At 71.6% G+C, this 12170-nt stretch carries 8 protein-coding genes; 3 read left to right on the top strand and 5 right to left on the bottom strand.

The features are described from left to right. Window positions 1-322: 322 nt before the first annotated feature. The 5 genes from ACFXJ8_RS08040 to ACFXJ8_RS08020 are packed head-to-tail and all read right to left on the bottom strand — an operon-like array spanning window position 323 to window position 6733. The gene (locus ACFXJ8_RS08040; RefSeq protein ID WP_379643095.1) at window positions 323-1087 is read right to left on the bottom strand and encodes an SDR family NAD(P)-dependent oxidoreductase; all 765 of its coding nucleotides are present in this window, start codon (window positions 1085-1087) and stop codon (window positions 323-325) included. Window positions 1088-1143: 56 nt separating this feature from the next. Then, the gene (locus ACFXJ8_RS08035) at window positions 1144-1362 is read right to left on the bottom strand and encodes a cold-shock protein (RefSeq protein WP_379643094.1); all 219 of its coding nucleotides are present in this window, start codon (window positions 1360-1362) and stop codon (window positions 1144-1146) included. A 7-nt stretch (window positions 1363-1369) separates the two neighbouring features. Then, window positions 1370-1831, bottom strand: coding sequence for a hypothetical protein (locus tag ACFXJ8_RS08030; protein WP_379643093.1), 462 nt, complete (start codon window positions 1829-1831; stop codon window positions 1370-1372). Beyond that, on the bottom strand, window positions 1828-3432 hold the full coding sequence (locus ACFXJ8_RS08025; protein WP_379643092.1) for an alpha/beta hydrolase: 1605 nt from the start codon (window positions 3430-3432) through the stop codon (window positions 1828-1830). The genes ACFXJ8_RS08030 and ACFXJ8_RS08025 overlap by 4 nt, the downstream gene beginning before the upstream one ends. Window positions 3433-3463: 31 nt before the next feature. Further along, window positions 3464-6733 carry an indolepyruvate ferredoxin oxidoreductase family protein gene (locus ACFXJ8_RS08020; protein ID WP_379643091.1) on the bottom strand — a complete coding sequence of 1090 codons (3270 nt, stop codon included), beginning with the start codon at window positions 6731-6733 and terminating at the stop codon, window positions 3464-3466. A 79-nt stretch (window positions 6734-6812) separates the two neighbouring features. On the opposite strand from ACFXJ8_RS08020, the gene ACFXJ8_RS08015 reads away from it, so the two are divergent. The 3 genes from ACFXJ8_RS08015 to ACFXJ8_RS08005 all read left to right on the top strand — a co-directional run bounded on the left by ACFXJ8_RS08015 (window position 6813) and on the right by ACFXJ8_RS08005 (window position 12155). Further along, entirely contained in the window at window positions 6813-7265 is a 453-nt protein-coding gene (locus ACFXJ8_RS08015; RefSeq protein WP_379643090.1) for an Lrp/AsnC family transcriptional regulator, read from the top strand. 183 nt (window positions 7266-7448) lie between these two features. Continuing rightward, the gene (locus ACFXJ8_RS08010) at window positions 7449-7832 is read left to right on the top strand and encodes a cupin domain-containing protein (protein WP_379643089.1); all 384 of its coding nucleotides are present in this window, start codon (window positions 7449-7451) and stop codon (window positions 7830-7832) included. Window positions 7833-8153: 321 nt separating this feature from the next. Then, window positions 8154-12155, top strand: coding sequence for a hypothetical protein (locus ACFXJ8_RS08005; protein WP_379643088.1), 4002 nt, complete (start codon window positions 8154-8156; stop codon window positions 12153-12155). Window positions 12156-12170: the final 15 nt, after the last annotated feature.

The following is a 12170-nucleotide window of genomic DNA, read 5'->3' as shown; positions in this document are numbered from 1 at the left end:
GTCTGGTGCGCTGCCAGTCTGGTGCGCTGCCGGTCTGGTGTCCTGACGCTCAGCGCCCCTGCCGGTCTGGCAGCCTGCCGGTTCAGCGCCCTGCCGGTTCAGCGCCCTGCCGGTCTGGAGGTCCGGAGGTCTGGCTGTCTGGGGTCTGGTTGTCTGGTGCGCTGCCGGTCTGGTGCCCTGACGTTCAGCGCCCCTACCGGTCTGGCGGACCTGACGGCAGCGCCCTGACGGTCTGGGGGTCCGGCTGGCTGGCGGGCTGACGGTCTGGGGCGCTGACGGTTCGGTGCCCTGATGGCTTGGGTCGTGCGGTGGGGGCCGTGGCTCAGTTCGGCGGGTTGAACCTGCCGTCGACCGCGGTCCAGCCGCCGTCGACGTAGAGGACCGCGCCTGTGACGAAACTCGCCGCGTCGGAGGCCAGATAGACGACCGCGCCCGCCATCTCCGGAGCCTGCGCCCACCTGCCGAGCGCCGACTTGGCGGCGTAGGCGCCGTACCAGTCTGGATTGTCCTTGATCTGCCGGGTGAGCGGCGTCTCGACCACACCGGGGGCGACGGCGTTGACGCGCACGCCGTGCGGGCCGAACTCGGCGGCGGCCGTCCTCAGCAACTGCACCAGGCCGGCCTTCGTCGCCGAGTAGACGCCCTGGCCAGGCTCGGTCACCGACGCCCTGATGGAGGCGAACCCGATGATCGAACCCCGTCCCCGCTCCACCATGCCCGCGCCGAACGCCCTGACCACCTCGAACGAGGCGCGCAGGTTGAGGTCGACGACGCGCTCGAACTCCTCGGCCGAGTAGTCGAGCAACCGCTTGCGGACGTTCGTGGCGGCGGTGAAGACGAGCACGTCGACCGCGCCGAGCCCGTCGGCCGCCTCACGCACGGCCGCACCGTCGAGCACGTCGAGCCGGACGGCCGTCCCGCCACACAGGCGTGCGGTCTCCTCCGCGGAGGACAGATCACGGTCGGCGCACACGACCTCGGCCCCGTGCGCGGCCAGGGCCAGCGCGGACTCCCTGCCGATGCCGCTGCCCGCGCCGATGACAACCGCACGCCGTCCGTCAAGCCGGAACAACCGCTCGTAGTCCATGCTCGTCACCTTATCCACTGGTCCGACCAGTGCACTAGGTACCCCGAGGTGGCCGGTCAGAGCTTGCGGACGTTCTCGGCGCAGAAGTCGAAGCTGTCCTGGGTGCGTTCGACCACGTCGAACTCGACGTGGTCGCCGGGGTGGAGCTCGCGGAAACCTTCGGCGACGATGTCGCTGAAGTGGGCGAAGGCGTCCTTGCCGGAAGGAAGGTCGGGGGAGGAGATCGCACCCCAGCCTTTCTCGGACTTCCAGAACTTGACGGTGCCTCGGGTCATACGGAGATCATTTCACATCGGGCCAGACGCAGGTCGAGGTGACACCGATACCGAGAACGTCCCCTTGAGTCCACGACAGGGAGAGGATGAAGTCATCAGGGCGACTTCGTCCGGAGATATCGGGTTCTCTTGTCTCCAGGCCGTTGACGCCCGTTATGAGGTGACCCTGTTGCTGCCAGTGAGCCTTCACGCGATTCGCGACGTCGACGAAGCGCTCCTTGGGGATTCCTCGTAGGTAGTACCGTCGATTGACGATGACGCGCTCCTCCGATCCGCCATCCGTCGGGTCGAGGCAGTAGCGTCGATTCAGACTGGGAAGAAAGGCATCAAGCCGTGGCCGTGGCTCGATGACTGCCACGGTGTCACGAATGAGCCGCTCTACGCGAGATATTGCTTCGTTTTCATTCAAGGTGAGTTTCTCCGCACACCCGGTCAGAAGGAGGACGAGAACGGCGATAATCCGTGTCATGAAGTGACCTTGCGATAATTACCATTGACTATGTGGGCGAGATTCTTGAGGGATTCGGAATCGTCATCCCAATAGAGCGAGTGAGCTTTGAAGGTTAGGTAGAACGGGCCGTCCTCTACGTAGAACCGGCGGGCGCCGAAGCTGTCGTCTCCTGGGTCGTTGCCGTAGCGCGCGAAGTCCCCCACCGGATCGCCCGCCGCCTCTCCCACCCACACCTTCCCCGGCGCCACCCCCAGCTCCTCCGCCTTCCACACCCCCACGCCTGGGCTCCCCACGAACACCAGCTCGTCCGCGAACCTCCCCGGCCGCAGCACCGCCGCCTTCCCCGTCACCAGCGACCCGTAGCTGTGTCCCAGCATCGTCAGCTTCGCCTTCCCCGAAGGGGCGTGCGTGGCCCGCAGGCCGTCCACCAGCGACGCCAGCGTCCTGGCGCCCTTGTCCGCCGCCCCGTCCGTGGCCACGCTCCGCCCCGGGACGGGCAGGTACCAGTCGACCTGCGGCGCGCGGTAGCCCAGCCACGCGATGGAGGCGATCCGCTGCCCGGGCGCGAAGTAGTGCGCCTGGTCCCACAGCACCGCGGCCCTGTTGAGGTCCTCCCCGAACGACACGAGCCTGGTGTTCATGCCCGGCACGTACGTCACCACCCGGTCGGCCGCGTCGGGGTCGCCGAAGGAGATCGCCGCCTGTCCGAGGGAGTCGAGATCGAAGGACAGCAGGTACGCCGGAGGCCGCCCGTTCCTGCCGCCCTGGGCCAGCCCCTGCTCGATGACCTTCACATGGTCGAGCTGGAGCATCACCCTGTCGAGGGCCGCCGGCCAGGTGAGCGCGAGGTGCGGGGCGACGGTGGTGAGCAGCGCGGCGAGCCTGGTCTTCTCGGTGGCCAGGAGCGCCCTGTTGGCCCGGTCGCGGACGGTCACGGGCAGCCCGTCGAGCAGTCCGAGCGCGGGCTGGGCCTTCTCGGCCTGCTCGCGGGCGGAGGTGTCGAGCAGGCGCCACCATGCGCTCACCCTGGCGGCGAGCGTCGGGTCGGACGCCTGCCGCTGCAGGTCGAGCAGCCGGGCGAGCGCGGCGGCGTCGCCCGCGGCGGCCCCGGTCAGCAGGGCGGTGACGGTGGAGGGGGCGTGCCCGCCGTACAGGCCGAAGGCGACCAGGGGCGCGGGGGCGAGCGTGCCGCCGTCGCGCAGGATGAGGGCGAGGCGGCGGCGCAGGTCGTCGGCCTGGGCCGCCGACCACGAGCCGATCGCGGCGACCTCGGGAGCGCCGAGGGTCTGGGCCGCGCGCGGCAGCTCGCCGGCCGCGGTGGTGAGGCCGGTGACCAGGCGGCGCAGCTGGGCGGGTTCGACGCCGGCGAACGAGCCGTGGACGGCGCTCATGGAGGTGGCGGGCCTGCCCAGCGAGGGGACGGCGTCGCCCTCCTGCGCGAGCCTGCGCAGGGCCGCCTCCAGCGCCGCGGCGAGCGCGGCGCGCTGCCGGGTGAGCTCGGCGGCGAACGCGGGCGCGCCGCCGCCGACCCATGCCTGCGCCGCCATGGCCCGCGCGGGATCGTCGAGGATCCCCGCGACGTCGGCGGCGTGCCGTACGGCATGCTGAAAGCCCACCATGGCCACAAAGAGTAGCCGGGCGACTACCGGTTCAGCCGGTGGATTCCAGCAACGCGGCGGCCCGCTCGCGGTAGTCGGCCACGCCGCGCAGCTTGACGTGCTCGTAGCCGCGGATCACGTCGGGCAGTTGCGCCAGCTGGAGCACCTTCTCCTCCGGCGCGCCCGACGACAGCGCGCGCAGCACGTCGCGGGTGTACTCGGCGGCCAGTGACCGCTCGGCCCTGCGCACCTCGCCCACTCCGAACACGTCGAGCTTGGTGCCGCGCAGCGTCCGCATGCCGTACAGGGCCTTGAAGGCGGGGTCGAACCACGGGCCGAGGCTGAGCTTGCGCTTGAGCCCGAGCGCGCGCAGGACCGGCGGGTGCAGGTTGTAGGCGACGCGCGTGCCGGGGCCGAACTCGGCGGCGATCCTGGCGCGCTCGGCGGGGTCGAGGTGGAGGCGGGCGACCTCGTACTCGTCCTTGTAGGCCATCAGCCGGTGCAGGTGCGTGGCGTAGGCCTCGGCGACCGCGCCCGGTGCGAGGGCGTGCACCTCGCGGACGGCCGCCAGGTAGCGCTGCGCGTAGCGGGGGTTCTGGTAGGCGACCAGGTCGGGCACCCGTACGGCCAGCAGCTTGTGCAGCTCGCTGCCCTCCCCGGCGAAGGCGATCTGCCGCAGCACCTCGGCCGACGGCTCGGGCGCCGAGGTGGCGGGGAAGAGCGCGTCGACGGCCGACGGGGCGGCGATCACCGCGCGTCCCCAGTGGAAGGCGGTCGCGGACTTGCCGAGCGCCTTCTCCATCGACGTCAGCGACAGCGGGATGAGCCCGAGCTGCCACGCCGCGCCCAGCACGATCGTGTTGGCCTGCATGTGGTCGCCGAACAGCGCCTGCGCGAGCCGTTCGGCGTTGAGCGCCACGACCGAGCGGGCGCGCGCCTCCAGCGCGGTCAGCTGCGGGCCGAGGTCGGTGACGTGCGTGGCGGGGTCGAGCACCATGCCGCCGGTGGGCGACAGGTGCGTGGAGACGACCGCGACCGTGCGCGAGGGCGAGGTGGTGCGCAGGTGCTTGGGGTCGGTCGCGCCGATCACGTCGAGCGCCAGGTAGGCGTCGACCGAGGCGGCGCTGGCCTGGCCCGACCTGTCCTCCTCGCCGTCGAACAGGCGGATGTCGGAGACGACGGTGCCGCCCTTCTGCGCCAGGCCGGTCTGGTCGAGCCCGCGCGACTGGCGTCCGTCCATCAGTGCCGCCTTGCCGAGCAGCCGCGCGACCGACACCACGCCGGTGCCGCCGATGCCGACCAGCCTGATCGTGGTGTCCTTCGCGTGGAGGTCGGGCACCGGCATCTCAGGAGGAGTGGGGACGGCGGAGCGCTTCTTCGTGCCCGGGATGATCGTCAGGAACGACGGGCAGTCGCCCTCGAGGCACGAGTAGTCCTTGTTGCACGACGACTGGTGGATCTCGGTCTTGCGGCCGAACTCCGTCTCGACCGGCAGCACCGACAGGCACTCCGACTTCTGCCCGCAGTCGCCGCAGCCCTCGCACACCCGCTGGTTGATCGCCACCCGCTTCACCGGGTCGGGAAGGTCGCCCTTCTTGCGCAGCCGCCGCTTCTCGGCCGCGCACTGCTGGTCGTGGACCAGCACGGTGACGCCCTCGATCGCGGCCAGCTCACTCTGCGCCTGTTCGAGGTCGGCGCGCTCGCGCAGGGAGGCGATCGGCGACAGCCGTACCCCCTTGTAGCGGGACAGATCGTCAGTGGTGACGATCACCTTGCGCACGCCCTCCAGCTCCAGCCAGTGGGTCAGCGACGCCACCGACAGCGCGGGCGTGATCGTCTGGCCGCCGGTCATGGCGACGGCGCTGTTGTAGAGCAGCTTGTAGGTGATGTTGACGCCCGCGCCGACCGCGGCCCTGATGGCCAGCGAGCCCGAGTGGTGGAAGGTGCCGTCGCCGAGGTTCTGGAAGATGTGCCGCGTGCCGGTGAACGGCGCCTGGCCGATCCACTGCGCGCCCTCGCCGCCCATCTGCGTGAGGCCCGTCAGGTCGCCCTTGCCGGCGGGGTTGAGCACCACCATGGTGTGGCAGCCGATGCCCGCGGCCACGACCGAGCCCTCCGGGACGGCGGTGGAGCGGTTGTGCGGACAGCCCGAGCAGAAGAACGGCGTGCGCGTGGGGCCGAGCAGCTTGAGCGGCTCCCGCTGACGCGGCAGGTCGATGGACAGGCGGTCGGCCAGCACCCTGGCGACCAGGTCGGCGTCGACGCCGCCGTGCTGGGGGATCACCGCCTTGCCGGTGACGGCGGGCGGGTTGGGCGTGCCGTACAGCACGTCCTTGACCAGGCCCTCCAGCAGCGGCGCCTTCTCCTCGACGACGATGATCTCCGACAGGCCGCGGGCGAACTCCTGGACCACCGTCGGCTCCAGCGGCCACAGCATGCCGATCTTCAGCAGCCGGACCTCGTCGGTGAGGCCGAGCTTGCCGAACGCCTCGCGCACGTCGTAGTAGGCCGTGCCCGCCGCGATCACGCCGATCGCGGCCTCGGGCGCGGGCACGGTGATCTGGTTGAGGTTGTTGTCGCGGGCGTAGGCGCGGGCCAGCTCCAGGCGCGGCCCGACCAGCGTGCGCTCCATGTCGAGCGAGTACGGCGTGAGCAGCGTCGCGTCCGGTGTGTGCCGGTACGGCTTGCCCTGCCACATCACCTCGGGCATGACGGGCTTGACCCTGTCGGGGTCGAGGGTGACGGTCGCGGTGCCGTCGACCACGTTGGCCACCGCCTTGATCGCCACCCACAGGCCGCTGGCCCTTGACGCGGCGATCGCGTGCCTGCCCAGGTCGAGCAGCTCCTGGACGGTGCCGGGGTAGATCACCGGCATGCCGAGCGCGGCGAGCGTGCTCTCCGTGGCGCTGGGCAGGGTGGAGGACTTGCAGGTCGGATCGTCGCCGCACAGCGCGATCAGCCCGCCCTCAGGGTGCGCACCGACGAAGTTGCCGTGCCTGAACGCGTCAGCGGCCCGGTCGACGCCGGGCGCCTTGCCGTACCAGACGCCCAGGACGCCCGCCTTGCGCGGGTTCGGCAGCGAGGGGACGAGCTGGCTGCCCCACACAGCGGTCGCGCCCAGCTCCTCGTTCTGGCCCGGACGGTGCACCACGCCCTCGGGCGTGTTCCTGGCCAGCTCCTGGTCGAAGCCGCCCAGCGGCGACCCCGGATACCCGGAGACCATCGCTCCCGTGTCCAGGCCCGCCCTGCGGTCCGCGGCCAGCTGATCCTCGATCAGCCGCACCAGCGCCTGCGTCCCACTCATGAAGGCGTCGCTCGTCATGACGTGAGATTATTTCAAGGATGGGGGTGCGCGATGTCAATACTTGTGGTGGTTTGCGCCATGGTTAGCATCTGACGTCATGGATGCTACGGATCGCGCAATTCTTCGCCTCCTGCAGGAGGACGGCAGGCTCAGCAACATCGAGTTGGCCGAGCGGGTACGGCTAACGCCGTCGCCGTGCCTGCGCAGGGTGCGCAACCTGGAGGAGAGCGGGGTGATCTCCGGTTATCGCGCGGTCGTCGACGCGCCGTCGATCGGGCGGGGCTTCCAGGTGCTGGCCTACGTCGAGCTGGAGGGCCAGGACGCGGAGACCGTCACCGCCTTCGAGTCGGCGGTGATGGAGGTGGAGGACGTCATCGAGTGCCTGCGCATGTTCGGGCGGCCGGACTACGTGCTGCGGGTGGCGGTGGCCGACATGGACGCCTACAGCCGCCTGTGCCTGGAGAAGCTCGGCCGTCTGCCCGGCCTGGACAAGCTCACCTCGCAGATCGCCATGAAGGCCCTCAAGCCGGGCGGCTCGCTGCCCCTGTGACGCGTGGGGCGGGTCGGGGTCGCTGCGCAGGGTCGGCGAGCAGACGGGCGGTGGCCGAGAAGAGAGCGGGGAGCGGCGGGTGCTTCGAGGGGCCGCTTGCCGGGAAAGTCGGACAATGCCCGCCGGCGAGAGGACGCGAGCCCACCGAGCGACACATGGATGATCCAGCGAGAGGACCAGTGGATGACACTGCATCATGTCCGGCCCGACGACCTGACGTCCGAGACCGCGCAGACGGGCGGCATGCTCAGGCGGGCGGCCATCAGCGGCGACAGCGTCGGCTCGTCCGCGCTCTGGATGGGTCAGACCCACGTCGCACCGGGGGCCGTGTCGGCGACCCACCATCACGGCGCGTCCGAGACGGCGATCTACGTGGTCAGCGGGACGCCGTCCTTCGTCTTCGTGCGCGACGGGGAGGAGGTGCGGATCGACACCCAGCCAGGCGACTACGTCTACGTTCCGCCGTTCGTCCCGCATCGGGAGGAGAACCCGGACCCCGAGGTCGAGGCGGTCGTGGTGATCGCGCGGAGTACACAGGAGGCGATTGTGGTGAATCTTTCCGAGTAAATCCGACCTTGACGGATTGTGGGAGATATGGTCGGCTCTTACCTTTCGTGATCAGTCGGCCACACTCTCGGGGGAAAGCCACTCATGCCGCGGCTGTCCTGTGTTCTGCTCGTCTGCGCGCTGGTTGCCGGTGCGCCCGCGGCGGCGCACGCCGTACCGACGACCGGACGAACACCGGCGATGGCGGGCGGCGGTGCGGGCCCCTATATGGCGGACAGCGGAGCCGGACCTGTCGTGACGAGCAGCGGAGCAGGTCCTGGTGGGGTGGGCAGTGGAGCCGGTGCTCGCGTTGCGGGCAGTGGTGTGGCTTCGCGTCTGGCTTTGAGCGGTCCGCGCGGCGGCAAGCCGCGGGTCGAGCCGGTGGCGCGGGTGCGGGTGCCGCCGGCGGCGCAGGTGGCGATGGCGCGGCGGCCCTCGCTGGCGGCCGGGGTGGGGGCCGAGCGGCCGGAGAGCCCCGGCAAGCTCGTGGCGACGGTGCCCGCTGGGCCCACGCTGGTCGGCAAGGTGGCCGCGGAGGCCGAGAAGCGGATGGCGGGGCCGAGCCCGTCGTCGCAACTCGTTCTGCCCGACGCGGAGCAGGGCGGGCTGAGCCTGCTGCCGGTCAGGAAAGGGCTCACGTTCCCCCTCCCGGCCAAGGTGGAGCTCCCGGTGGTACGGGACGGGGTGCCGCTCATGACGTTCAAGCTGTGCGCGGCCGGGGCCGACCTGCCTGCCGCTTGCTCCTCCGCCAGACCGGTCGGCACCCCCGTCCAGGCGGACGTCACCGGCGACGGCACGCCGGACCTGCTCGCCACGCTGGTCCCGCAGCAGGCGGAGGGCGACAGCGTGGGCATCGGCTTCGGTGTCGCCCAGCTCGGCGGGCCGGTCAGGGCGCAGGTGTGGGCGGAGTACGCCGTCACCTCCGGAAAGGTGGTGAAGGTCGGCTTCGACGGTTACCGCAGGGGCCATGCGCTGCAAGGCCGCCACTGGGGCGTCTTCACCGTCGACCTGGGCGAGTTCACGGAGGGCCGGATCGATGTACGGGCGACCGTACGGCGTAGCGCGCCCGGATCCTCGGCCGCCACCATCGCCGGGCTGGAGGGCAAGGCGCTGCTCAGTGTCCGCCAGACGCCCGCCACCGAACGCTTCAGCGCCCACGCCAGGCTCGACGGCGGCAGGACCTCGCTGACCGCGACCGCATCGGCGAACGCCGAGCTCGACGCGCTCGTGGTCGCGGACGGGCGCAGGTTCACCCAGGTGACGGTGAACAAGATGGGCGCCGAGTTGACCGCCGAGCTGACCAGGCCGGGCGGCGTCCACTTCGCCAGCGCGACCCCGATCGCCAGGGCGAGCTTCCACGACTACCTGTACAGCGACGGCAAACTGGCCAGAGCGGCGGGGCTGTCGATCGACCGGCTGCCGCGCGAGTTCCGCGCCACCGCTCGTGCCAGGGGCCTGTCGGTGACCTCGGGCGCGCCCCGAGCCAGGTCCGCCGACCTGACCTTCTACGACGCCGCCAGGGACCAGACGGTCGTCAGCGCGCGTCTCACCGGGCTCCCCGCGCGGATCACGGTCGAGCACGACGCCACCACCAACAAGATCGTCCACACCGCGAGCTCGGCGCTCGGCGGTCTCTCACTGCTGCTCCAGCGCGGGCAGGGCGCGATCGCCGGCCTGCCGGGCAACCACGTCACCATGATCAAGGACGGCGCGCGGCTGGGCGTGTCCGGACGGCTGACCGGGGTGGCCGGCTTCGAGGTGACGTACGGCCCCGCGCCGCACGTCAAGCTGTCCCTCGACTCAGGGGGCAAGCCGTTCACCGGCGCGGCCGACGTCGACGGGACGCACCTGGCCAGGCTGGAGATCTCCAACACGCCCGCCAAGGTGGCCGCCGACCTGGACCCCCGGGCAGGCACGGCCGCCTACACCGCCAGCGGGACCATCGAGCGGTTGCGCGCCTCCTACGCCAACCCGAAGACGGGGCTGATCGTGGACGGCGCCGTGCGCGGGATCCGGGGCAGCGTGAAGGCGTCGTGGGCGCTCGGACCCAGGACGACCGTCGACGTGTCGGCCCCTGGCAGACTCGGCCGGATCGACTTGCGCGCGGCCGCGTCGCAGGGGGTGGTGCGGGCGAGCGTGAAGGGCGTGCGCGGGCACCTCACGGCGGTCGCCGACACCGAGGGCAGGCGGCTCGAATGGACCGCCGACGCGCCGGTCTCCTCGGTCGTCGCGTCGGCGAGGGCGGGGCAGTGGCGGGCGGCCTTCACCGCGACCGGCGTGCCCGCGCACTGGGAGGCCACGTGGTCCCCTCCAGGCACCGCGTCCGCTGGCGCCACCGCTACTCCCGGGCCGGGACACCCGCCCACCCCCTCTCCCGAGTCAGGGAGCGCGGGAGCCGCCGGACAGGCGGGGATGCCGGGTGGTGGGGTGAGGTTCAGGGCGCTGTCCGGCCCCATCGGGTCGGCGACGATCGCGATCGCCAACCACGACGGCGCCACCGCCCCCACGGGCCCCCACGTGGCCGCCCACCACGATGCCGCCACCGGCAGGTTCGACGCCAGCGTCCGTCTGGACGACCTGCGCAAGGCCGACCTCACCCAGAACGAGACCGGCACGGGTTTCACCGCCGACGTCCAGGCCGCCCGCCGTCCCATCGCCGTGGACGCCGACCTGCGCACCGCAGCGGGCGGCGGCTTCGGCGCCACGGCCACCCTCGGCCCCGCCCCCGGCCGTGTCGCGATCTCGAGCGCCGGCGGCAGGCTGACCTACGACGCCTCCGACGTCAACCTGACCGGCAAGGTCTGGCTTGGCCACGCGACGGCCGTGCCCGACGCGCCGCACGTGAAGGGCGGCGTCTCGCTCGTCGACGGCGGCACCCCCGCCCAGCCGGGCATCAGGGCGTTCGTCGACCTCAAGGGCCTGCCCGGCAAGGTGGACGTCGACCTCGCCAGGAAGACCTTCACCTTCTCCGGCTTCCACCCGGCCGGTCGCAGGCTCGCGCTCTACCTCGACAGCCGTGTGCTGTCCCCCATCCCGATCCGCGCCAGCGCCACGCTCACGGGCCTGCCCTCCGCGATCACCAGCATGACCGTCGGCCCGTTCGGGATCCAGGGCCAGTCCGTCACCGCCGGCTACCGGATAGAACCGGCCGCCACCCTCGGCACCCTCGACGTCCGCGCCGAGACCGACGGGGGCAGGCTGCGCGGCCGCGTGCTCGTCGACCCCGTGCCCGCCGCCGTCTCGGTCTCCGGCTCGTACGGCGGCCGCACCAGGATCCGCGTCCACAACTCGGCCCCGGTCGAGCGCCTGGAAGCGGCCGTGACCTCGGAGGGGGCGAAGGACGGGACGAAGGGCGGAGTGAACGACGGGGCGAAGGGCGCGACGGGACTGCTGCGCTTCACCGATGTCCCCTCCGTGTTCGGCGTCGACGCCGACTCCACCGCCTCCGCGCTGCGGTTGCCGAACCTCACCTACAAGGCCAACGCCGGCACCCTCGACGGGCTGCTGGCCGTACAGGCCGGGTTGATCGAGAAGGGCTACCAGCCGCCTCAGGGCCGCGTGCTCGACACCTTCCTCGAGGTCGGCGACCTGGGCGCGGACACCACCGCCAGGCTCAACCCGGACCTGTCCATCGACCTGGTGTCAAAGCCCGCGCCCACCCGGCTGCTGCGCGCCCGCACTGGCCTCGAACTGCAGCCGGTCGCGGCGCGGCAGGTCTCCTCGCGTAAGGACGTGCCGTACGCGGGCGGCTTCCTCGCCTACCGGCTCGACGGTCGGTTCGGGATGGGTCGCAGCAGGATCGACGACGTGACGATCGCCGTGCACAGGATGTCGTGGCTGCGGATCCGACCCGGCAAGGTGCCGTTCGGGGCGTCGGCGCCGCCGGCCTTGGGGTTCGTCTCGCCCGGGTTCGAGGGTGGCTACGACCGCCTCGACCTGCGGGCCAGTGGGGTGGACCTGCGTCCCGACGTACGGCTGGACGTGAAGGTCACCAGAAGCGTCGGCCCCGACGTGTTCGATCAGCGGGTGCGGATCGGCAAAGCCACCTCGCTGCGGTTGCGCCGCTATGACCAGCGGATGCGGCCCATCAGCTCCAGGCAGGCGGTGAAGGCGGGCGGCGTGCCGCTGGCCTGCGTGACCGTCGGCACCAAGCCGGGCGTCGTGCCCGGCAGGCGGGGCGACACGCTGACGCTGCGCGGCGCGGACGGGCCCCAGATGGTCTCGCTGCTCGATCCGGGAGGCCAGGTGCCCGGCTACGCGATCGACCTGCTGACGCACTTCATGTCGCCGTTCCCGGGGGCGGAGTGGAAGGTGTCGTCGGTCGAGGCGGGGCGCTGCGGCTAGAAAACCGCGGCTGGC

It is taken from the genome of Nonomuraea sp. NPDC059194 (assembly GCF_042754765.1).
Classification (GTDB): Bacteria; Actinomycetota; Actinomycetes; order Streptosporangiales; family Streptosporangiaceae; genus Nonomuraea.
Note: the sequence above shows the minus strand (reverse complement) of the source record. Positions and strands in the feature narration are given on the sequence as shown.